The organism is Rhodococcus sp. 3258, assembly GCF_031456475.1.
Lineage (GTDB): Bacteria > Actinomycetota > Actinomycetes > Mycobacteriales > Mycobacteriaceae > Rhodococcoides > Rhodococcoides fascians.
In genome coordinates this window covers 460,283-482,420 of the sequence record NZ_JAVDUT010000004.1, presented here as the reverse complement: position 1 = coordinate 482,420, position 22,138 = coordinate 460,283, and the positions used below count along the sequence as shown (strand labels likewise).

Here is a 22,138-nt window from a genome sequence, read left to right as displayed (position 1 = left end):
GGGCCGATCAGCGAGACTGATCGGCGATCGCCTTCTCGATGCGCTTCTCCGATACCGGATACGCGGTACGAATTCCCTGCGCGAACAACCCCACCCTCAGCTCCTCGATCATCCAGAACAGCTCCTGCACACCCGGGCTGTTCTTCCTGCTCTCCGGAAGCGAATCCAACAGCCGCCCGTACGAGCTGTACACCCGGTCGAGAACGTCCATCGCCGCAGCGTCGCGGCCCGCGCTGCTCGGCAGAGTGGACAGCCGCTTCGTCGCCGCAGCGAGATAGCGTGGCAGATCGGCCAACCGTCGGGAACCGAATTCGGTGACGAAACCGCGAAAGATCAAGCCGTCGAGCTGTTCTCGGACATCGTCGGCCGGCTCACCCGATGCGCTCTGCAACTGGGCCGACAGAGCCAACGCGGCCGTCAGGACCGGTCGAACCAGTGCGAGAACAGCAGCAGTACGCCGCGGGACCTCCGCGTCCACCAGTGCCCTGAGCTTGTCGAACTCGGCCGGATCGCGAACCGGTCCGCCGTGCGCGTCCATCGCTTCTTCCACAGCGAGCGCACGGCATTCCTCGAGCAGCGCATCGACGCCGCCGTACGGGTTCTGGCCGAGCGCAAGACGTTCGGCGGTCGGCAGCCCGGCCAACAGCGCCTTCGTTCCCTTCGGTGCCGTGGCGAGCAGCAGAGTGCGGGTGCCCGCGCGCATGGCTGCTCGTTGCTGGGCGGGGGTACTGAGCACTCGCACCGCCACGCCCGAACCCTCGGGTACCAACGCCGGGTACCCGGTGACCTTCTGCCCGCCCACGTCTCGGGTGACCGTGGGTTCCAAGCGGCCCAACGTGCCCGAGGTCCACGCCAGCGTCGGGGCGCGCTCCGCGTCGCCGACCGCACGTGCAACCTGTCGGCCGACGTCACCGGCCAGACCGGCGCGCAGCGCAGTCAGATCCTTGTTGCTGCCGAGCACGGTCCCGGACGGGTCGACCGCGGCGAACGTCATTCGCAGGTGATCGGGTAGCGCCGCAGTGTCGAAGTCCTTCGCGGTGATGTGGCACTGTGCGGCCCGTGAGAGTTCTCGGGCCAGAGCCGTCACGAGTGTTTCGGCCCGCGGTTTCATCACTGCCAACGCTGCCGCAGCGAAGTCCGGAGCCGGGACCACGTTGCGTCGCAATGCCTTCGGTAGAGTCTTGATCAAGGCGGTGACGAGCTCGGCGCGCATCCCAGGCACCAGCCAGTCGAAGCCGACCGGCTGTACCTGAGCGAGCAGTGCGATGGGAATCCGCGCGGTGACGCCATCAGCGGCCGTGCCGGGCTCGAATTGATACGTCAGTGGGAATTGAATGTCACCCTGTCGCCACGCGTCCGGATACGCACCCGTCAGTACCGACGCGGCGTCCGAGTTGACGACGGTGTCCGTAGTGAAATCGAGCAGGGACGGATCTTGCCGGCGGGCCTTCTTCCACCAGGTGTCGAAGTGTCGCGCAGACACGGCTTCCGGGGCGATGCGGGCGTCGTAGAAATCGAACAGTGCGTCGTCGTCGACGACGATGTCCCGTCGGCGAGCACGATGTTCGAGCTCGCCGACGTCGTCGAGCAGAGCCCTGTTCTTGTGAAAGAACCCGTGCTGGGTCTTCCATTCGCCCTGAACCAGTGCATGCCTGATGAAGAGCTCGCGAGACGCCTCGGGATCGATGCGGTGATAGTTGACCGGGCGCTGCGTCACCAACGGGATGCCGTACAACGTCACCCGTTCGTAGGCCAGCGCCGATTCCCGTTTGATCGACCAGTGTGGTTCGGAATACGTGCGCTTCACCAGATGCGGTGCCAACCGTTCGGCCCATTCCGGTTCGATGCGGGCGGCCATCCGGCCCCACAGTCGTCCGGTCTCGACCAGTTCTGCAGCCATGACCCAGCGCGGTGGCTTCTTGAACAGACCTGACCCGGGGAAGATCGCGAAATGTGCTCCGCGGGCACCCAGAAATTCACGCTTGTCGCCCTCTCTGAGGCCGACGTGCGAGAGCAGGCCGGACAGCAGGGACTGATGCAGTGCGTTCTCGCTCGACTCTGCGTCGGGCACTGTCCATCCGAGGCCGCGAGTGATCTGGCGGAGTTGTCCGTGCAGGTCCTGCCATTCGCGGATCCGCAGGTAGTGCAGGAACTCGGTGCGGCACATGCGTCGGAACTGGTTGGAAGACAGCTCGTCTCGCTGCTGCCGCAGATACTTCCACAGCTGCACGTACGCCAGGAAGTCCGAATTCTCGACGGCGAAACGGGCATGCTTCTCGTCTGCAGCCTGTTGGTGCTCGGCGGGACGCTCGCGCACGTCCTGAATCGACAACGCCGCCACCACCACCAGCGCGTCACGGAGCGATCCGTTGCCGTTGGCCTCGACCAACATTCGTGCCATTCGAGGATCGACAGGAAGGGCGGACAGTTCGCGGCCGATCGGGGTGAGCTCGGCAGTGCCGTCCTTCGTGGCCGGCTTCAGTGCTCCGAGTTCTTCCAGCAAGCCGATACCGTCGCGGATGCTGCGTGGATCCGGCGGCTCGACGAAGGGAAACGCGTCGATCTTGCCCAATCCGAGCGCGGTCATCTGCAGAATGACCGAGGCCAGATTGGTGCGCAGAATCTCCGGCTCGGTGAACTGCGGACGGCGCTCGAAGTCTTCCTCCGAGTACAACCGGATACAGATCCCGTCGGCGACGCGTCCGCAGCGACCCGCCCGCTGGCGCGCAGACGCCTGTGAAATCGGTTCGATGGGCAGCCGCTGCACCTTGGTGCGCAACGAGTATCGCGAGATGCGCGCGGTGCCCGGGTCCACGACGTAGCGGATGCCGGGGACCGTCAGCGACGTTTCTGCCACGTTCGTCGACAGCACGACCCGGCGTCCCGAGTGCGGTGAGAACACCCGATGCTGTTCGGCGGCAGAGAGTCTGGCATACAGCGGCACGATCTCGGTGTTGCGGAGATTGCGATCGGCCAGCGCGTCCGCGGTATCGCGAATTTCGCGTTCACCGGACAGGAACACCAAGATGTCGCCGTCACCCTCGGACATCAGCTCGTCGACGGCCTGGCAGGTGGCCTCGACGGGATCGAGGTCGATCGTCGTTTCTCCCGCGTCGACCGTCAGAGGTCGATACCGCATCTCGACCGGGAACGTACGGCCGGATACCTCGATGATCGGTGCTGCGACCCCGTCGCGTGCGAAGTGTTGCGCGAATCGCTCCGGATCGATGGTCGCCGACGTGATGACGATCTTGAGATCGGGTCGCCGGGGGAGCAGTTGCGCGAGGTATCCCAGGATGAAGTCGATGTTCAGGCTGCGCTCGTGCGCCTCGTCGATGATGAGGGTGTCGTACTGGCGGAGCAGTCGGTCGCGTTGGATCTCGGCCAGCAGAATGCCGTCTGTCATCAGCTTGACGAGGGTCGAATCCGAGGACTGGTCGGTGAATCGAACCTTGTAGCCGATCGATTCGCCCAGTGGTTGACCCACCTCCTCGGCGATGCGCTCGGCAACGGTGCGCGCCGCCAACCTTCGGGGCTGCGTGTGACCGATCGAGCCGCGGATTCCGCGCCCCAGTTCGAGGCAGATCTTGGGAATCTGGGTGGTTTTGCCGGACCCGGTTTCACCGGCGACGATGACGACCTGGTGGGCAGCGATCGCTGCGGCGATGTCGTCCTTGCGCGCGCTGACGGGCAACGCCTGCGGATATTCGAGTGTGGGCACTGCCGCCTGGCGTGTGGAGATGACGGCTTCCGCGCGAGCTACATCGCGTTCGAGCGCGGCGACGGCGTCCTCGGTGCGGGCCTTGTCGAGACGTCGTCGGAGCCGGTTCTCGTCGCGGATGGTGAGCTGTGCAACACGTGCGGCGAGTGCTCGTCGATCACCGGACGAATTCGAGGTAGACATACTCGTACCAGGATATCCGTTACGCGGTACTCACCCGAACTCCGTCCGGGAACGAACCGATGCACTCGCCGAATTCGACGTGACTACTGTGTACCGCATGTCTTCCGACCTGGATCCAGCCGCCTCCACACACACCTCCGCGCTGTGGCACGGCTTCGCCGACATGGGCAACGTCACCGCCAATGGGCCGTTCGTCGTCTCGCGAGGCGAGGGTGCGTACATCTTCGACAACGAGGGCAACCGATACCTCGACGCCACCGCCGGTCTGTGGTTCACCAACGTCGGTCACGGCCGCCGCGAGATCGCCGACGCCGTTGCCGCGCAGCTGAGCTCGATCGCCCACTACTCGAACTTCGGCGACTTCGTGCCCGAGACCACGTTGGCCCTGGCCGATCGTCTCGCCGCCATCGCACCGGTGCCGGGCAGCAAGATCTTCTTCACCTCGGGTGGATCGGACTCCATCGACACCGCGGCGAAGCTTGCGCGCCGCTACTGGGTCGAAATGGGACAGCCGTCCAAGAAGATCATCGTCGGACGGCAGAAGGCCTACCACGGCATGCACGTCGCCGGCACCGCGCTCGCCGGCATTCCGGTCAACAAGGAGAACTACGGCGAGCTGATGCCCGACGCCAGAACAGTGGCGTGGGACGACGCGAAATCGCTTCTCGCGCTGATCGAAGAGGTCGGAGCCGAGAACGTCGCCGCCTTCTTCTGCGAACCGGTGATCGGAGCGGGTGGAATTTACTTGCCTCCCGAGGGCTACCTACGTGAGGTACGGCAGATCTGCCGCGACAACGACGTGCTGTTCGTCGCCGACGAAGTGGTGACCGGATTCGGCCGGATCGGCGGTAGTTGGTTCGCCTCCACCCGCTTCGAGCTCGAACCCGACCTGATGACGACCGCCAAGGGGTTGACGTCGGGCTACGTCCCGATGGGCGCAGTGTTCATCGCTCCGAAGATCGCCGAACCGTTCTTCGCAGGCGGAGTCTGGTGGCGTCACGGCTACACCTACGGTGGCCACGCAGGTGCAGCCGCCGCAGCGATGGCCAATCTCGACATCATCGAGCGCGAGGACCTGCTGAGTCACTCCAAGCGCATCGAAGCCGCACTGCACACCCACCTCGCGCCCCTGGCCGACCACGATCGGGTCGCGGAAGTCCGCAGTGGCATCGGCGCTGTCGCTGCCGTTCAGCTCGCCGACCCGGCGGAGGCATTACCGTTCGTGAAAACGTTGAGAGCTCATGGTGTTTCGGGCCGCGCGGCCGGACAGGGTGCAATGCAGATCTCGCCGGCGTTCGTCATGACCGACGCCGAGATCGAGGATATGGCCTCGCGCATCCTCAGTGCGCTCGGCTGAACCGGAGTCTGCTCAACAGCTGCTTCCCCCGCGAGAGCGGGGGAGCAGGTTCGGGTTCCGGCTCAGCGGAGATTGCCGCGAACCGCCGTTGCAGCTGATCGCGCACTTCGTCGGGCGCATACGCGCGCCGCTTGCGCTCGGACCGCACCACCAACGCCCCGGTGGCCGCAACCCCGGCCATCCCGGCGAGACCGAGAGCTTTCCAGACGTTCATGCGGCAACCGTACCGCCACGAGATCTAGGGTTGGTCCATGAATCCGTCGCGAGTCAGCCTCGATACCGCTGTGGATGCCACCAGAACCGGCGATATCTGGATCTTCCGTGGCCATTCTTCGGCGGACCGCGCAATTCAGGCTCTGACGAACAGCCCGGTCAATCACGTCGGTATGGCCGTCGTTCTGGACGACCTGCCGCCGCTGATGTGGCATGCAGAGCTCGGAAAGTCGTTGCAGGACATGTGGACCGGAAACTTCCAGCGTGGAGTGCAGCTGCACGACCTACGCGCTGCCGTCACGCACTGGGCCCAGCGGTATCAACAGCGTTGTTGGCTGCGGCAATTGGACGGATACGCCGGTCGTTCCCCAGGCTCCACTCCGGCCGTGACGAAGGAGCAGGAAGACGCGCTGCTTCGCACCATCGCGCGGATGGACGGAACGGCTTTTCCGACCACCGCGGCGCTCGCCGGTCGGTGGTTCCGTGGACGCGTGCCGGCGCTCCGGAAGAACGCGCAGGAGAGCGCTGCGCTCGAAACCGCGTACTGCGCCGAAGTTGTTGCGATGACCTACGACTCGATGGGTCTGTTGACGGGAAACAAGAAAGCCAACTGGTTCGATCCAGGAAAGTTCTGGAGCGGCGACCGTCTGCCACTGGCGGAAGGGGTGCGTCTGGGTGAGGAAATCGAAGTGGACGTGCCCGTCACACCGTGATCGAGTCGTCGTCGACGCTTCGGCCCCCGAGCTCCACCCACCCGTCCTCGTCGACGGTGGTCCACAGCGCAGACCCCGCACCCTGGACGATGTTCAGGCCCCGACCGAGCTCGGCAGTGAGCCGGACGGCGGCAGCACCTGTTGCCTCGTCCTCGGCGATTCCCATCATCGGCGCGAACATGCGCGAGCGCAGTTCGGCGCGCTGCTCGTCGGTCCAGGCCCAGATGTAGTGGTGGCCACTGTCGTAGGTGTTCGGATCTGCCGCTGCCACCTCGGCTGCGTCGTGGACCTGATGAAACGTGAACTGCGGAGTCCACTCGGCGCGTGCACGCACCCAGGTGAGCTCGCCGTCGTAGCGGACGTCGAGCGTGGCAGCGGGGACGGTGAGCGTCTGCACCGAGTGTCCGTTGTTGCGAAGCCACCAGGACGATCCGACCGTCGGATGTCCGGCGAACGGGAGCTGAGTCGCCGGGGTGTAGATCGTCGCCGACGCGGTACCGGGTGACGAGCGATCGACGAACACCGTCTCGCTGAAACCCAACTGCCTAGCAACATCCTGCCTGTCGCTCTCGCCTACAACCTGTGCGTCAACGATGCCCAGTGGATTACCGAACCTGCCGTCGGCATCGGTGAACACTCGGACGACGGACACTTCGATAGCCATGCCGGGGACGTTACCAATACGTCGTCGAGGCGTCTCGATCGACGACGAACGGGGACCCGCCGCAGCGGATCCCCGTGTCGACCTGTTCAGCGGAACCTCAGACGGAGGCACCGTCGAGTACGCGGCCGGTCTCGACGGCCTGCGCGACACCCGCGACGATCGATGCGGCGCGAATCGCCTCGAAGATCTTCTCGCGGTCGACGCCCTCGGCGCGCAGAGTCTTCTCGTGCGCCTCGAGGCAGTGGTTGCATCCGTTGACGGCCGAGACCGCGAGCGACCACAGCTCGAAATCGGCTTTCTCGACGCCAGGGTTGCCGATGATGTTCATACGCAAGCCGGCGCGTAGATCGTCGTACTTTCCGTCCAGGTAGCCCTTGGTGCGGTAGAAGACGTTGTTCATACCCATGACCGACGCGGCACCCAGAGCGGCGTTGTACGCCTCGGCCGACAACGAGTCGGCGGCGTCCTCGGCGATCTCCTTCAACGTGGTCGCGGACTTCGACGCGGCGGCCACCGAAAGCAATGTGCCCCAGAGCTGTTGCTCGCTGAGCACGGTGGACCGCACGATCGAACCGAGGTTGAGCTTGAGGTCCTTCGCGTATTCGGGGACGGCGTTCTTCAAATTGTCGATCGACATGTCAGACGCTCGCAGTCAGTAGTTCGCCGGCGTCGATGGTGGGATCGCCCTTCTTCCAGTTGCAGGCGCACAGCTCATCAGACTGCAGTGCGTCCAGTACTCGAAGAACCTCGTCCACATTGCGACCGACCGATCCGGCGGTGACCGAGACGAACTGGATCTCGTTGTGCGGGTCCACGATGAAGGTGGCCCGGTCGGCGACGCCGTCGGCATTGAGAACACCGGTGGCAGCGGCCAATTCGCGCTTGAGATCCGAGAGAATAGGGAAGGGGAGCGTCTTGAGCTCGTCGTGCTGCGCGCGCCACTGGAAGTGCACGAATTCGTTGTCGACGGAGGCACCGAGGACCTGCGCGTCACGATCTTCGAACTCGTCGTTGAGCTTGCCGAATGCTGCGATCTCGGTGGGGCACACGAACGTGAAGTCCTTGGGCCAGAAGAAGACGATGCGCCACTTTCCGGCGTGGTCGTCGCTGGTGACGGTGGTGAAGTAGTCGTCGGGCTGCTGCGCGTTCACCTTGGACAGGTCGCCGCCGATGACGGCGGTGAGATTGTATGCGGGGAACTGGTCGCCGATTGTCAACAGTGCCATGTGGTCTCCTCGTGTCGAAATGATCGCGTCGGTTCCGTCGGGAAGCGGTTCGGCTCGGTGGCGATTGTGCAGCCGCACGAGCTCGACCGACCTGGACGAGTGTGCCAAAAATGGGCCGAAAGGTAAACGTGATGAGTGGCACTGGACCGACAGGCGTGCCCGATCGACCCTGTCGGCCGACGCAGTCTTGTCCGCGATCCGCACAGTACCGCCACTTCGTAACGGCAGCAACGCAATTGGTCTCGGCACCGTATCGGGCCGTCGAAAACTAGGTACCTGCCCAACCAACCGTGTACACGGAGCATTTCGTCCCCGTCGTACCGTCCGGTCGTGTACTCGGCGGACGCACCCTGACCGTTGCCGCGCAACGCAATTCGGATCCGAAGTGCGTGGAACGGGTCGGCCATAACCGACTTCGCCACGCTCGCAGGCTTTCTCGCGTGCGAGGCGCACGCATCAGCCGGGCGTGACGACGATCTCGTCGAACACGATTTCTCCGGCCGCGTCGGATTCGGCGAGGTCGATGACAGCATCGAGGGACCAGCCGTGGTCGCCGTCCGGATCTTCGAGTACCTGGCGGACCGTGGTGGATTCCGCACCGACGTTCAGGGTGAACAGCGCCGGTCCGCGAGCCGAGGGGCCGGTGCCGATGAACCCGTACTCGGCGAAGAACGGCTCCAATTCCTCCTCCCAGTCCGGCCCGTCGTCCAGGTCGTCGAGCGCGTTCCACTGACGACGCGCCGCCAGATCGACCCTTCGAAAGATCGCGTTACGGGCCAGGATTCGGAAAGCCCGTGGATTCGCCGAGATCGGACGCGGCGCATCGGACCCGTACGCCTCGACCAGGGCTTCCGGTTCGGCACCGGGATCGGTCAGGTTCTCCCACTCGTCGAGCAGGCTGGAATCGACTTGCCGAACCAGCTCGCCCAGCCACTCGGTGATGTCCTGCACTTCCTCGGTCCGCGATTCCGGCGGAACCGTCTGGCGCAGAGTTCGGTACGCGTCGGCAAGATAGCGCAGTACCAGGCCCTCCGAGCGCATGAGGCCGTAGTGACTGATCAGCTCCGCGAAGGTCATCGCGCGCTCGACCATGTCACGGACGACGGACTTGGGCGACAGACCCACCTCGGAGAGCCACGGGTGAGACCCGCGGTAGATCTCGAAGGCCGGAACGAGCAGCTCGGCAAGGGGTTTCGGCCAGGTGACCTCTTCGAGGAGTTCCATCCGCTCGTCGTACTCGATGCCGTCGGCCTTCATCTGTGCCACCGCTTCGCCGCGTGCGGCATGTTGCTGCGCCATCAACACCTGCCGAGGATCGTCGAGCGTCGACTCGATGATCGACACCACGTCGAGCGCGTGGGTGGGGGAGTCGACGTCGAGCAACTCGAACGAGGCCACCGCGAACGTCGACAACGGCTGATTGAGCGCGAAGTCCGGCTGCAGGTCCACCGTCAGCCTGGCATGGCGCCCGTCCGCGTCCGGCTCGGCCAACTGTTCGACGATTCCGGCCTCCACCAGGCCGCGGTACAGCGACAGCGCACGCAGGATGTGCTTGCGCTGAGCCGGCCGGGTCTCGTGGTTGTCCTCGAGCAGATGACGCATCGCGTGGAAGCAATTGCCCGGCCGCGCAATGACATTGAGCAACATCGCATTGCTGACCGAGAACCGGGACGTCAACGGCTCCGGGCTCGCCGCGATGATGCGCTCGAACGTCGGCTCGCCCCACGAGACGAAGCCGTCGGGTGCCTTCTTGCGCTGTACCCGCTTGAGCTTCTTCGGGTCGTCACCGGCTTTGGCCACGAGCCGCGCATTCTCGATGTCGTGCTCGGGTGCCTCGACCACGACGGTGCCGAGGGTGTCGTACCCCGCGCGGCCCGCGCGTCCCGCGATCTGATGGAACTCACGCGCCCGAAGCTTGCGTGTTCTGATGCCGTCGTATTTGGTGAGTCCGGTGAACAGCACGGTCCGGATGGGAACGTTGATGCCCACGCCCAACGTGTCGGTACCGCAGATCACCTTCAACAGACCGTCCTGCGCCAGTTTCTCCACCAGCCTGCGGTACTTGGGAAGCATGCCGGCGTGATGCACCCCGATACCGTGACGAACCAGTCTGGACAGCGTCGACCCGAAGCCGGTGGTGAAGCGGAAATTGCCGATGGCCTCGGCTATCGCGGCCTTCTCTTGCTTGGACGCGACATTGATGCTCGTCAGGGCCTGAGCGCGTTCGAGTGCCGCCGCCTGGGTGAAGTGCACGACGTACACAGGAGCCAGGTGCGTCTGCACCAGCTCCTCGATCGTTTCGCTGATCGGGGTGGTGACATACGAGAACATCAACGGGACAGGCCGCTCGGTACCGGAGACGACGGTGGTCGTGCGGCCGGTACGTCGGGTCAGATCGTCGCGGAAGAACGAGACGTCGCCCAACGTCGCCGACATGAGCAGGAACTGGGCGTTCGGCAGTTCGATCAGAGGTACCTGCCAGGCCCACCCCCGGTCCGGCTCGGAGTAGTAGTGGAACTCGTCCATGATCACTTGGCCGATGTCGGAGTCGGCGCCCTGCCGCAGTGCCAGGTTCGCGACGATCTCGGCAGTGGCGCAGATGATCGGCGCACCGGAATTGACCGACGCGTCGCCGGTCATCATGCCGACGTTCTGCGCTCCGAAGATCTCGCACAGGGCGAAGAACTTCTCGCTGACGAGCGCCTTGATCGGCGCGGTGTAGAAACTGCGAATGCCTGCGGCCATGGCCGCGAAGTGGGCACCGATGGCGACCATGGACTTTCCGGAACCGGTCGGCGTGGCCAGGATGACGTTGGATCCCGACACCAGCTCGATCAGCGCCTCTTCCTGCGCGGGATACAGCGTCAGGCCCCGGTCCGAAGCCCAGGTGGTGAACGTGTCGAACAGGACGTCCGGGTCCACGCCGTCGGAGGTGGCGGCGGAAACGTCGGGTATCAGTTCGGTGAGGAGCACCTCTACAGGCTATGTGTCGGTGACGGCGGTTCCCGAATCGACACCGAACGCCTGCGACGGGAGCGTCAGGTCGCGCTTCGCTCGTCGGACCCCATGGCCCCGAGCACGGCCATCCTGGTGCTCGAGCTGCCGCTGATCATGTCCTCGCCGACGCCGGTGATGAGCAGGTTGCGCCAGCGCACCTCGTCGAAACTGAGCGAGGGAGTCGAGTCGATGAAGTCCTCGAGGACCTGAAGGAAGCGCATCGGATCGTCGCGAAACGGGAAGTGTCCGGAATTGTCGAACACTTCCAGCTTCGAACCGGGCATGGCGGAATGAGCCAGCCGGGCGTGCGCCACCGGGATCACCGAGTCCTGCTCACCCCACACCAGCAGCACCGGCAGATTCTCGGTGAGATAACAGCGGTCCAGCATCGTGACCACCTGGCCACGCCAGTCCACCACGGCACGCAACGTCCGTAGGTAGGCCTCGTACGTCGTCGGCGCAGGCAGTTCGCTCAGCACTCGGATCAGATCGGGGGTGTCGTGCAGCATCGACCCCGGTCGCAGTGGGGAGCTGTGCAGTTTGCTCAACAGGCCGCCGGCCAGCTTGACCGCCGGTATCGCGCCCGGCAAGCGCAGCAGCTTCACCGCCTCGGAGAGGAACGGCATCGACGCCAGTCGCAGAAGGGGGTGCACGTCCTTGGTCACTCCGCCCGAGGACACCAACGCGAGGCGATCGACCATGTGCGGGAACTGATAGGCGAACTGCATCGCCACCCCGCCGCCGAGCGAGTGGCCCACCACGGTGACGTGCTCGATGCCCAGGACGGACAACAGATCGCGCATACCGTTGGCATACGCGGCAACGGAATAGTCGGCCCGAGGTTTGTCGGAGCGGCCGTGGCCCAGGAGATCGGGTGCGATCACCGTGTAGCTCTTGGCGAGGTGCGGGATGACCTCGTTCCACGTCTCGGAATTGTCACCGATCCCGTGGATCAGCAGCAGCACAGGGCCCTCACCGGCCATGCGAAAGGCCCGCCGATAGCCGTGAATGGTCCGAAAGATCAGCCGCGGTTCCTCGTCGGGAACCGGCCGGAGCTTACGACTGCGCGGAGTAGTGGACATTCGCGCCTCCTGATTCCCTGGTGCGCCGACGTACGGCGCAGTACGGCGTCGCTGCTCACGAGAGCGCAGCAACACAGACGACGGTTGTGTGTTGCTACGACTCTCGCACGAGATCGCGCTCGGGGCAGAGCATCGGGCGTATTGCGGGTTACAGGTATGTTGCGATCCGCCGGGGCTGTCGCATATGACTGGATCCCACTGCTTTCGCTGTGACCAGCTCCACAACTACCGGGGTGCTTGCCCGTCTCCGTCGTCGAGGCCGGCCTGCTCGGCCAGGAACCGCTCGAACTCGGCACCCAGCTCGTCGCCGCTGGGGAGCGGCTCGTCACTGGCCAACAGCGTGGACTGTTGTTCCTGCGCGGCGACATACGTGTCGTACTGGCGCTCGAGTGCCTGTACGACCGACTGCACTTCCTCGTTTCCGGTGATGTGCTCGTTGACCTGCTCCCGGACGCGAGCCGCGGCCTCGCCCAACGCTGCCAACGGTAGATCGAGCTCGGCGGCCTCACCGACGTTCTCGAGCAGCGTTTCCGCAGCCCCCGGGTAGTCCGTCTGCGCGAGATAATGCGGGACGTGTACCGAGAAGCCCATCGACTCGTGGCCGTGCTGTGCCATCCGTAGTTCGAGCAAGGACGACGCACTACCGGGCACCTGCAGCTCGCCCGCCCAGCTGTTACCTTCCTTGACCAACGCCCTGTCGCTCGCGTGCGCGGTGACGCCCAGCGGGCGGGTGTGCGGAATGGCCATCGGAATGGAGCCGAGACCGATCGTGCGCCGCACTCCGAGCTGCTCGGCAAGCAGTCGCACTGCCGTCGTGAACTTCTCCCATCGCAGATCGGGCTCCATGCCTGCCAGAAGAAGGAAGGGGGTCCCCACGTTGTCCTTTACGGCATACAGGTTGAGCTCGGGAGCGTCGTAATCCGAGAAATGATCGGACTTGAACGTCATGGTCGGCCGACGGGACCGGTAATCGATCAACTCGTCGACATCGAAGGAGGCCACCAGCTCGGTTTCGAGACTCTCCCGCAGATGGGTCGTCGCAAGCTTCACGGCATGGCCGGCGTCGGAGAATCCTTCCAGCCCGTGCACCAGCACGGGCCCGACTCCGTCGTTGGAGAAAATCTGAGGTGCCGGAAATTCCAGCTCGTACATCTTCGACTGTTCGGTCATGGCCGGGCCCCTTTCGGATCGACTCGTCGATGCCTCGACGCGAGCATCGGGTCAGAATACGCGGACCGTCTGCTCGAGCCGCATACACGCCGACGTCGATCGTGGTGAATCACTACCCGACAGAACAACCGCGGAACCGTCGTTCATTCCCGGTCGGCGATTCGGTCCCCGCGTCGACGCATCAGCGGTCGAAATTTGCCAGGGCTCGGATCTTGTTCGTGACGTCCAGTGCGGCGACCTTGTACGCCTCGGACAACGTCGGGTAGTTGAAGACCGCATCGACCAGGTAGTCGACGGTGCCGCCGCACCCCATGACGGCCTGACCGATGTGCACCAGATCCGTGGCTCCCGAACCGAAGATGTGCACGCCGAGAATCGAACGGTCCTCGGTGGAGACGAGCAACTTGAGCATCCCGTACGAGTCCCCGGCGATCTGGCCACGGGCGAGTTCGCGGTATCGCGACACACCGACCTCGTAAGGAATGGATCCCTTCGTCAGATCGACCTCCGTCGCGCCGACGTACGAGACCTCGGGGATGGAGTAGATGCCGATCGGTTGGACGTCGGTGAGCTGCGCGCTCGGTTCCCCGAACGCGTGATACGCCGCCAACCTGCCCTGATCCATCGACGTCGCCGCCAACGCCGGAAACCCGATGACGTCGCCGACGGCATAGATGTGGTCCACCTTGGTCTGAAAATGCTCGTCGACGAAGATGCGCCCACGGGCGTCGGCTTCGAGGCCCGCGTTCTCGAGTTCGAGGGCCGTGGTCAACCCCTGGCGACCCGCCGAGTACATCACCGTCTCCGCCGGGATGCGTTTGCCGCTGGCAAGGGTCGTCACCGTGCCGTTCGGCCCGACATCCACCGCGGTGACTGCTTCACCGAAGCGGAACGTCACCGCGAGATCGCGGAGGTGGAACTGCAGGGATTCGATGATCTCGCGATCGCAGAAGTCGAGCATCGAATCGCGTTTCTCGACGACGGTCACCTTGGTGCCCAGGGCGGCGAACATCGAGGCGTACTCGATGCCGATCACGCCGGCACCCACGACGACCATCGACGCCGGGATGAACTCCAAGTTCAGAATGCCGTCGGAGTCCAACACCCGGTAGTCGTCGAATGCGACGTCGGCGGGTCGCGCGGGGGCGGTGCCGGTGGCGATCACCACGTTGGCAGCCGAGACCGTGATGCGCTCGCCCCGGGCCTCGTCCTCGACGACGATGGTGTGTGCATCCAGAAACTTGCCGACCCCGGTGATCAGCTCGATGCGGTTACGGAGCAGTTGCGAGCGCACCACCTCGATTTCCTTACCGATGACATGCTGGGTTCGGGCCAGCAGGTCGGCGGGAGTGATGTCGGCCTTGACGCGGTAGCTCGCGCCGTACAGCTCTCGCTGATTCATCCCCGTCAGATAGAGAACGGCTTCTCGGAGTGTCTTGGACGGAATGGTTCCGGTGTTGACGCACACGCCGCCGAGCATGTGGCCCTTCTCCACGATCGCCACTCGCTTTCCGAGCTTCGCGGCCGCGATCGCGGCCTTCTGGCCGCCGGGGCCCGAGCCGATGACCACCAGGTCGTATTCCATGGGTGCAGACATCGTTCATAGGTACCGCTCGCACGAGAAGACTGTGTGCCCGCTCGGTCACGAGCGTGTGAATTCCGCGGCTCGTCCCACCGAACGAATGCAGATGTCGCCACGTGACGATGCGTTGTGCGAGGCTGAACCGAGCACGCAACACACGATTTTCAGTGGAGGAATACATGCCGCAGCAGGTCCGCGCCGTCGTCGCCAAGAGCAAAGGCGAGCCCGTCTCGATCGAGACGATCACCATTCCCGATCCCGGCCCGAACGATGTCGTGGTCACCATCGCCGCGTGCGGGGTGTGTCATACCGATCTGCATTACCGCGAGGGCGGCATCAACGACGAGTTCCCGTTCCTGCTCGGCCACGAAGCCGCAGGCACCGTCGAAACCATCGGCGACGCGGTCACTCATGTCGAGGTCGGCGACTTCGTGGTGCTGAACTGGCGGGCGGTGTGCGGGGAATGCCGAGCCTGCAAGAAAGGCACCCCCTGGTATTGCTTCGACACCCACAATGCGTCGCAGAAGATGACTCTCGCCGACGGCACCGAACTCTCCCCGGCGTTGGGGATCGGGGCGTTCGCCGACAAGACCCTCGTCCACGAAGGACAATGCACCAAGGTCGACCCGGACTCCGATCCGGCGGTGGTCGGGTTGCTCGGCTGCGGGGTGATGGCCGGACTCGGTGCGGCGATGAACACCGGCCACGTCTCCCGCGGGGATTCGGTGGCGGTGATCGGGTGCGGCGGTGTCGGTGATGCCGCGATCGCCGGTGCCCGCCTGGCGGGGGCGTCGACGATCATCGCCGTCGACCGCGACAAGAAAAAACTCGACTGGGCTCTCGAACTCGGGGCCACGCACACTGTCGATGCCTCGCAGGTCGATGCGGTCGAGGCCATCCAAGAGCTCACCGGTGGGTTCGGGGCGGATGTGGTCATCGATGCCGTCGGCCGCCCGGAAACCTGGAAGCAGGCGTTCTACGCCCGCGATCTCGCCGGGACCGTCGTCCTCGTCGGGGTGCCGACCCCGGAGATGACCGTCGAGATGCCGTTGATCGATTTCTTTTCCCGGGGTGGGTCGTTGAAGTCGTCGTGGTACGGCGATTGCCTGCCGGAGCGGGATTTTCCGATGTTGGTCGATCTGTACGAGCAGGGTCGGTTGCCGCTCGAGAAGTTCGTGACCGAACGGATCGGTCTCGGTGATATCGAGGCGGCGTTCGAGAAGATGCATCAGGGCACGGTGCTGCGTTCGGTGGTGGTCCTGTGAGCGGGCAGTTGCGGGTCGAGAAGGTGGTCACGTCGGGGACGTTCGCGCTCGATGGTGGCGAGTGGGAGGTCGACAACAACATCTGGTTGGTCGGTGACGACGACGAGGTGGTGATCGTCGATGCTGCGCATACGGCCGGTCCGATCGTCGATGCGGTCGCCGGTCGGCACGTGCGGGCGATCGTGTGTACGCATGGTCACAACGATCATGTGACGGTCGCTCCGCAGTTGTCGGGGGAGTTGGATGCGCCGATTCTGTTGCATCCGGCCGATGATGTGTTGTGGGAGCAGACGCATCCGGGAATCGGGCATTCGGTGCTCGAGGACGGTCAGCGGATCACCGTCGCGGGGACGCAGATCGTGGCGTTGCATACTCCCGGTCATTCGCCGGGGTCGAGTTGTCTGTATCTGCCCGAGGCCGGTCAGTTGTTCTCGGGGGACACGTTGTTCTCCGGTGGGCCCGGTGCGACGGGTCGGTCGTATTCGGATTTCCCGACGATCATCGGCTCGATCCGGGATCGATTGTTCGCGTTGCCCGCCGAGACCCGAGTCAACACCGGTCACGGAGACGGAACGAGCATCGGGGACGAGTCCCCGCACCTCGAAGAATGGATCGCCCGCGGGAACTGACATTTGCGACACTGCCGTAGCTCGCCTGCCGCGTTCGAGGTGGGTGGAATGAGACAGTGGTGGGGACGCCGAAGCGCTCGCTGCGGCGTCCCCACGAACTCGAAGAGGACTTCACGTGAGCCGCGCCGCACAGACCCGCCTGACCATCGCTGCCACGTCGGCGGCGATCGGAGCATTCGTGCTGGTGGGGTGCAGCTCCACCGTCACCGGAACGGCCGAGCCCACTGCCGGTGGCACCACCGCATCGCAGCCCGGCACGGACCTGAACACACTGCTCATCGACCCGGCAAGCTTCCCGGCCCCGTACGACGCGTTGGTGTTGCCCCAGCAGGCCATCTCGCAGGCCGCTCCCGATCTCAGCGGAATACCGGCCGGCGCCGAGGTCAGCCCGGCGGGGTGCAAACCAGCGGACCAGGACTTCGGCCCGACCGGTACGGCGATGATCGTCGGCACCGACAACGACAGTCGATCCACGATCTCCATCGAACTGACCGCTGTCGACCAGCCGCTCTCGGCGCGCAAAGAGCAGCTCGAACAGTGCGGCGAAGTGACCGCAACCAAGTCCGGTGCCACCTCCACGGTCACGTCCACACTGACACCCGCGCCGCCGATAGACGCTGACGACACACTCGCCGTGCGACAGACCGTCTCGTCGGGCACCGGCGGGGATGCCGTCACCCAGTCGATGTTGACCCTGATGGCGCAGGTCGACGGCGTGCGGATCTCGGCGACATTCATGTCCTTCGGGTCCGCCACACCCGATGCGATGACGCTGGACGAGCTGTTCACGGCCGCGGTGCAGAAGGTGAACCAGAGCTGACGTTCTCCCGCCGGAGTGGCGGCATCTCTAGCAGAGCGGACCGACACGATCCGCTCGGCGGAGGCGGGTGGACGCCGTTTCATCCACAGTTAGTCCGGCATGCACAGGGTGCTGCTCGGCCCCTGGTCGAGCCGCGAAGGCGTCACGGAGCCTCGCAAGACTTCGTGGCATGTACACACCGACGAACTCCCACGACCCCTTCTCCGGTCGACACCGCGTACGGATCGGTGACGCGAGCGAACTGTTGGCCGCGATCCCGGCGATGCTCGGCTTCGATCCCCATCGATCGATGGTGCTGATCGCGCTCGAGGACGGCGGCACCAGCATCGGCCCGACGATGCGGCACGACCTCGTGCTGGCCGGCGAACACACCGATCGACGTGCGGGTAGCGACACTCGCGCCACGCCGGACATGCTCGACGTCATCGACTACCTGGCGGGCTACTGCGCATTCGAGAACATCGTCTCGGTGATCGCTGTGTTCGTCGACGACAGACTCGGCCGCAACGAGCGAACGCACTACACACTCGACGTTCAGGATCTGGTGAACGAGCTCGAGGTCACCCTCCCGACGTTCGGTGTGCGGCTCGAAGCCGCCTTCGCAACCTCGGCCATTGCCGATGCCGCGCACTGGTGGTCGCTACAGGGACCACGGCAGCACGGTCGTATAGCCGATCCGACGGCATCGCCGCTGACGGTGGCCAGAGTGCTGGACGGCTATCCGGTGCGACGCTCGAGAGACGAGCTCGCCGAATTCATCGCACCCGGCCCGGTCGAGACGGTGCAGGCAGTCGCCGCCGAGATGGCAAAGTTTCGGCGCAGCGGTGCACTGTCGCTGACCGACCACCTGACAGCGGTGTTGTCCTACCTCGCGCGGTCTCCCTACGACTCCGAGCTCGAGACCACCGACTTCGCGCGGGTCGCCGTCGCGATCGGGCATGTGCAGGTCCGGGACGCGGTGCTGGCACTGACTCTCGGTGAGGATGCAGATATCGTCGAGGAATTCTGGGCGCACCTCGTCCGTGTGGTTCCGAACCGCGAAAGAGCAATAGCAGCAACACTTCTCGCGTTCAGCGCCTACGTGCGAGGAGACGGGCCGATGGCCCGAATCGCGATCGATGCGGCCCTGAAGGCAGACAGCTCCCACAGTTTGGCGTCGCTGTTGGACCGGTCGCTCAGTGTCGGTGCCAGTCCTGCCCTGGTTCGCGAAGTCGCCGAGAGTGGGTTCGCCTGTGCGCGAGCCTGTGGCATTCGGCTACCGGGCGACCCGTTCGGTCGGCGCTGATCTGGAGTCTGCTCAGCGAGCCGCGTGAGAACGGTCGCCGAGCTGCTGCAGAAAGTCCCACGCATCGGACACGATGCGATCGAGATCGGTCAACTCCGGCGTCCAATGCAGTTCCTCGACGGCACGGGCGCTCGATGCGATCAGCACGGCCGGATCACCGAGCCTGCGAGGCGCATGTTCGACGGCAATGGGCAGTCCGGTGACGCGCTTGCACGACGAGATGACCTCGTCGACGGAGAATCCCGTTCCGCTGCCGAGGTTGTAGATGGAGTGCCGACCGGGTTGGGCGGCATCGACGGCGAGGATGTGCGCTTCGGCGAGATCGGCGACGTGGATGTAATCGCGGACGGCTGTGCCGTCGGGAGTGGGCCAGTCCGTGCCGAACACCGAGATCTTCTCTCGCTGACCGAGGGCGACCTGTAATACGAGGGGGATGAGATGGGTCTCGACGACGCGGTTCTCACCGAAACCCTTGTACGCGCCGGCCACGTTGAAGTACCTCAGACTGGTAGCGGCGAGACCGTAGGCCGCTGCGTACGAGGTGATGGCGTGGTCGATCGCGAGTTTCGTCGCACCGTACGGGTTGGTGGGACGTGTGGGGTCGTCCTCGGTGATGGGAGTCTTCTCGGGCTCGCCGTAGGTGGCCGCGGTGGAGGAGAACACCAACTTGGGGGTGCCGGAGGACCGGATCGCGTCCAGAAGAGCCAGGGACGTCACTACGTTCCCACTCCAGTACTTGTCCGGCGACACAACCGACTCGCCCACCAACGACTGCGCTGCGAAATGCAGAACTGCATCGAAGTCGCCGCCCGTCAATACTTCCGCCGCGACGTCTTTGATGTCACCCTCGACGAAAGTGACCCCGGCGGGAACGGCATCCCGATTACCGGTGGACAGGTTGTCCACGACGACGACCTCATGGCCGCGTTCGTCGAGTACCGCCGCGCACACACTGCCGACGTACCCTGCACCACCGGTAACGAGAAGCTTCACTGTTCGATCTCCCTCACACGCGGCAGAGGCCGTCCGTGGGAAGAGATCAGACCTTCTTCACCTGAACGGCATGCGCCATTTCGTCGGATATGTCGACACCACTGTGTCCTGGCACCGTGATCGTCACCGACCCGGGCTTGGCTTCGACTGTAACCCGGGCATCGGGAACCACGCCCGCCTCGCGTAGCTGAGCGATGACCTCGGGGTCGGACTGAACGTGCTCGGCCAAGCGGCGAACGACGACCGCCGTAGGCTCGCCGAGCGGTACGTCGGTGAGACGAATGAGAGCCTCCGGTGCCAGTGTCGTCTGACCCAGACCCAACTCCGCCAGACCAGGGATCGGATTACCGTAGGGCGAGGTCGTCGGGTTGTTCAGCACGGTGACCAACCGGCGCTCGACCTCCTCGCTCATCACGTGTTCCCAACGGCACGCCTCGGCGTGCACATCTTCCCAGCGCAGTCCGATGATGTCGACGAGCAGACGCTCCGCGAGACGGTGCTTGCGCATGACCGCGACGGCCAGGCTGCGGCCCTTCTCGGTCAGCTCCAGATGCCGGTCGCCGGCGACGGACAGAAGACCGTCGCGCTCCATTCGGGCGACGGTCTGACTGACGGTGGGACCACTCTGCTCCAGCCGCTCGGCGATCCGCGCGCGGAGCGGGATGACGCCTTCTTCTTCCAAATCGTAGATCGTCCGGAGGTACATCTCCGTGGTGTCGACCAGATCCTTCACACTCAACCCCTTCGTCGGGTTCGATCCTACCGTCAGCGGCTCTGAATCGGCGCTGCACCCGATGGCGGCGGGCGCGGCGCATCACAACCCCGGAAGCCGCTCGCCGTGGCGCGTCACAACCGGGTACCGAACACAACACCGGAACCCGGCAACACCATCCCGCGCGGCAACGTAGTTTTGTCCGTATGTCTGATCAGGCGACACGCGCCGCCGTATCCATTCCGAACCGTCCCGAGGACATCGTCGTGTGGAGCGCGGACTATCTCGGTTACCGGTGGAGCGACGACCATCCGATGAACCCGACGCGGCTCGATCTGACGATGGCCCTCGCCACCGATCTCGGTGTGTTGGCGGGCGTGGAGCTCGTCGAACCGTCGGCGGCACCGGACTCGGAGCTGCTGCGTTTCCATACCAGCGCGTACATCGAGGCCGTCAAGCGCGCGCCGTCGCAGGGTCCGGCCCTGCGAGACCCCGACGACGTCGTCCACGGTCTCGGTTCCGACGACAACCCGGTGTTCGAGCACATGCACGAAGCCAGCGCGATGCTGACCGGCGGCTCCTTGGCGGCCGCGCGTGAGATCGCGTCGGGGCGGGCCAGGAGAGCAGTGAGTATCGGCGGTGGAATGCACCACGCGATGGCCGATTGGGCCTCGGGCTTCTGCGTCTACAACGACGCCGCCATTGCCATTTCGTGGTTGCTGGACAACGGGTTCGATCGCATCGCCTACATCGACGTCGACGCACACCACGGCGACGGCGTCCAAGCAGCGTTTCTCGGTGATCCTCGGGTTCTGACGGTTTCGTTGCATCAGCACCCGGCAACACTGTGGCCGAACACCGGATGGTCGACGGAGGTAGGAACCGAACGCGGCGAGGGTTCCTCGATCAACGTCCCGCTGCTGCCCGGTACCGCAGATCGACTCTGGCTCCGTGCATTCCATGCGATCGTTCCGGGCGCGATCGGAGCGTTCCGGCCGCAGATCATCGTCAGTCAATGCGGCGTCGACAGTCACCGCGAGGATCCGCTCGCAGACCTCGCGCTCACCGTCGACGGGCAGAACGCGGCCTTCCTGGCGATGCGCGACCTTGCGGACCGATACTCGGAGGGACGGTGGTTGGCCGTCGGGGGAGGCGGGTACGGCCTCGTTCGGGTGGTTCCACGGGCCTGGACTCATCTGATCGCCGCTGCCCTCGGCCGCGACATCGATCCGATGGCACCCCTACCCGACACCTGGCGCGAGCGAGTGAGAACCATGGCACCGAGCGTGGATCTGCCCCAGACCATGGGCGACGGTGGGGATGTCGACTATCCCGCCTGGGACGGTCCCGGCGGATCGTTGGCCGGAACGGACGGCACCGACCGGGCACTCGAACGCGTCGACTCGGCCATCATCGCCACTCGTCGAGCAGTGTTTCCGCTGCTCGGACTCGATCCGGAGGACCCGCGTGACTGATTCCACCGGTACCGACCCGGCCGCCGAACAGGCCGCCGCGACAGACGAGAA

The 22,138-nt window shown here is 64.9% G+C and carries 18 protein-coding genes; 7 read left to right on the top strand and 11 right to left on the bottom strand.

What is annotated here, in order from left to right; translation table 11 throughout:
• Positions 1–7: 7 nt before the first annotated feature.
• Positions 8–3,904, bottom strand: coding sequence for an ATP-dependent RNA helicase HrpA (gene hrpA, locus J2X62_RS15880; protein ID WP_310181669.1), 3,897 nt, complete (start codon positions 3,902–3,904; stop codon positions 8–10).
• Positions 3,905–4,001: 97 nt separating this feature from the next.
• On the opposite strand from hrpA, the gene J2X62_RS15875 reads away from it, so the two are divergent.
• Entirely contained in the window at positions 4,002–5,261 is a 1,260-nt protein-coding gene (locus tag J2X62_RS15875; protein WP_032383678.1) for an aspartate aminotransferase family protein, read from the top strand.
• On the opposite strand, the gene J2X62_RS15870 is transcribed toward J2X62_RS15875, so the two are convergent.
• Positions 5,245–5,475, bottom strand: a complete 231-nt coding sequence (locus J2X62_RS15870) for a hypothetical protein (protein WP_032383677.1) — start codon at positions 5,473–5,475, stop codon at positions 5,245–5,247. The two genes, J2X62_RS15875 and J2X62_RS15870, sit on opposite strands and share 17 nt — an antisense overlap.
• Before the next feature lie 37 nt (positions 5,476–5,512).
• Here J2X62_RS15870 and J2X62_RS15865 point away from each other — a divergent pair, with 37 nt between their 5' ends.
• A complete protein-coding gene (locus J2X62_RS15865) occupies positions 5,513–6,187 on the top strand; it encodes a hypothetical protein (protein ID WP_032383676.1) in 675 nt (224 codons plus the stop codon).
• Here J2X62_RS15865 and J2X62_RS15860 read toward each other — a convergent pair.
• From J2X62_RS15860 to sthA, 7 genes are all read right to left on the bottom strand, one after another.
• Entirely contained in the window at positions 6,177–6,851 is a 675-nt protein-coding gene (locus tag J2X62_RS15860) for a PhzF family phenazine biosynthesis protein (protein ID WP_310181662.1), read from the bottom strand. The genes J2X62_RS15865 and J2X62_RS15860 overlap by 11 nt on opposite strands.
• Positions 6,852–6,948: 97 nt before the next feature.
• Positions 6,949–7,488, bottom strand: coding sequence for a carboxymuconolactone decarboxylase family protein (locus J2X62_RS15855; protein ID WP_032383674.1), 540 nt, complete (start codon positions 7,486–7,488; stop codon positions 6,949–6,951).
• Position 7,489: 1 nt separating this feature from the next.
• On the bottom strand, positions 7,490–8,077 hold the full coding sequence (locus J2X62_RS15850) for a peroxiredoxin (RefSeq protein ID WP_310181659.1): 588 nt from the start codon (positions 8,075–8,077) through the stop codon (positions 7,490–7,492).
• 456 nt (positions 8,078–8,533) lie between these two features.
• Entirely contained in the window at positions 8,534–11,050 is a 2,517-nt protein-coding gene (locus J2X62_RS15845; RefSeq protein ID WP_032389879.1) for an RNA helicase, read from the bottom strand.
• A gap of 65 nt (positions 11,051–11,115) precedes the next feature.
• The gene (locus tag J2X62_RS15840) at positions 11,116–12,156 is read right to left on the bottom strand and encodes an alpha/beta fold hydrolase (RefSeq protein ID WP_027496867.1); all 1,041 of its coding nucleotides are present in this window, start codon (positions 12,154–12,156) and stop codon (positions 11,116–11,118) included.
• A 225-nt stretch (positions 12,157–12,381) separates the two neighbouring features.
• Complete coding sequence (locus J2X62_RS15835; RefSeq protein ID WP_027496868.1) at positions 12,382–13,326, bottom strand: proteasome assembly chaperone family protein; 945 nt, start codon at positions 13,324–13,326, stop codon at positions 12,382–12,384.
• A gap of 181 nt (positions 13,327–13,507) precedes the next feature.
• A complete protein-coding gene (sthA, locus tag J2X62_RS15830) occupies positions 13,508–14,923 on the bottom strand; it encodes a Si-specific NAD(P)(+) transhydrogenase (protein WP_032366488.1) in 1,416 nt (471 codons plus the stop codon).
• A 164-nt stretch (positions 14,924–15,087) separates the two neighbouring features.
• Here sthA and J2X62_RS15825 point away from each other — a divergent pair, with 164 nt between their 5' ends.
• The 4 genes from J2X62_RS15825 (at position 15,088) to J2X62_RS15810 (ending at position 18,907) form a co-directional block, all read left to right on the top strand.
• Positions 15,088–16,173 (top strand): S-(hydroxymethyl)mycothiol dehydrogenase, encoded by a 1,086-nt coding sequence (locus J2X62_RS15825; protein WP_072691985.1) that lies wholly within the window; start codon positions 15,088–15,090, stop codon positions 16,171–16,173.
• Positions 16,170–16,802, top strand: a complete 633-nt coding sequence (locus J2X62_RS15820) for an MBL fold metallo-hydrolase (protein ID WP_310181635.1) — start codon at positions 16,170–16,172, stop codon at positions 16,800–16,802. The genes J2X62_RS15825 and J2X62_RS15820 overlap by 4 nt, the downstream gene beginning before the upstream one ends.
• Before the next feature lie 145 nt (positions 16,803–16,947).
• A complete protein-coding gene (locus tag J2X62_RS15815; protein WP_371129016.1) occupies positions 16,948–17,622 on the top strand; it encodes a DUF5642 family protein in 675 nt (224 codons plus the stop codon).
• Positions 17,623–17,791: 169 nt separating this feature from the next.
• A complete protein-coding gene (locus J2X62_RS15810; RefSeq protein WP_310181633.1) occupies positions 17,792–18,907 on the top strand; it encodes a DUF4192 domain-containing protein in 1,116 nt (371 codons plus the stop codon).
• Positions 18,908–18,919: 12 nt separating this feature from the next.
• Here the strand turns inward: J2X62_RS15810 and galE are convergent, their stop codons facing one another.
• Positions 18,920–19,900 (bottom strand): UDP-glucose 4-epimerase GalE, encoded by a 981-nt coding sequence (gene galE, locus J2X62_RS15805; protein WP_027496874.1) that lies wholly within the window; start codon positions 19,898–19,900, stop codon positions 18,920–18,922.
• Between the two features lie 46 nt (positions 19,901–19,946).
• A complete protein-coding gene (locus tag J2X62_RS15800) occupies positions 19,947–20,633 on the bottom strand; it encodes a metal-dependent transcriptional regulator (protein ID WP_027496875.1) in 687 nt (228 codons plus the stop codon).
• A 185-nt stretch (positions 20,634–20,818) separates the two neighbouring features.
• Here J2X62_RS15800 and J2X62_RS15795 point away from each other — a divergent pair, with 185 nt between their 5' ends.
• Entirely contained in the window at positions 20,819–22,087 is a 1,269-nt protein-coding gene (locus J2X62_RS15795; RefSeq protein ID WP_052054723.1) for an acetoin utilization protein AcuC, read from the top strand.
• Positions 22,088–22,138 lie beyond the last annotated feature (51 nt).

Bases quoted from the DNA above. Each gene is read 5' to 3' on its own strand.
- hrpA (WP_310181669.1), bottom strand. From the start codon at position 3,904: ATGTCTACCTCGAATTCGTCCGGTGATCGACGAGCACTCGCCGCACGT.
- J2X62_RS15875 (WP_032383678.1), top strand. From the start codon at position 4,002: ATGTCTTCCGACCTGGATCCAGCCGCCTCCACACACACCTCCGCGCTG.
- J2X62_RS15870 (WP_032383677.1), bottom strand. From the start codon at position 5,475: ATGAACGTCTGGAAAGCTCTCGGTCTCGCCGGGATGGCCGGGGTTGCG.
- J2X62_RS15865 (WP_032383676.1), top strand. From the start codon at position 5,513: ATGAATCCGTCGCGAGTCAGCCTCGATACCGCTGTGGATGCCACCAGA.
- J2X62_RS15860 (WP_310181662.1), bottom strand. From the start codon at position 6,851: ATGGCTATCGAAGTGTCCGTCGTCCGAGTGTTCACCGATGCCGACGGC.
- J2X62_RS15855 (WP_032383674.1), bottom strand. From the start codon at position 7,488: ATGTCGATCGACAATTTGAAGAACGCCGTCCCCGAATACGCGAAGGAC.
- J2X62_RS15850 (WP_310181659.1), bottom strand. From the start codon at position 8,077: ATGGCACTGTTGACAATCGGCGACCAGTTCCCCGCATACAATCTCACC.
- J2X62_RS15840 (WP_027496867.1), bottom strand. From the start codon at position 12,156: ATGTCCACTACTCCGCGCAGTCGTAAGCTCCGGCCGGTTCCCGACGAG.
- J2X62_RS15835 (WP_027496868.1), bottom strand. From the start codon at position 13,326: ATGACCGAACAGTCGAAGATGTACGAGCTGGAATTTCCGGCACCTCAG.
- sthA (WP_032366488.1), bottom strand. From the start codon at position 14,923: ATGTCTGCACCCATGGAATACGACCTGGTGGTCATCGGCTCGGGCCCC.
- J2X62_RS15825 (WP_072691985.1), top strand. From the start codon at position 15,088: ATGCCGCAGCAGGTCCGCGCCGTCGTCGCCAAGAGCAAAGGCGAGCCC.
- J2X62_RS15810 (WP_310181633.1), top strand. From the start codon at position 17,792: ATGTACACACCGACGAACTCCCACGACCCCTTCTCCGGTCGACACCGC.
- J2X62_RS15795 (WP_052054723.1), top strand. From the start codon at position 20,819: ATGTCTGATCAGGCGACACGCGCCGCCGTATCCATTCCGAACCGTCCC.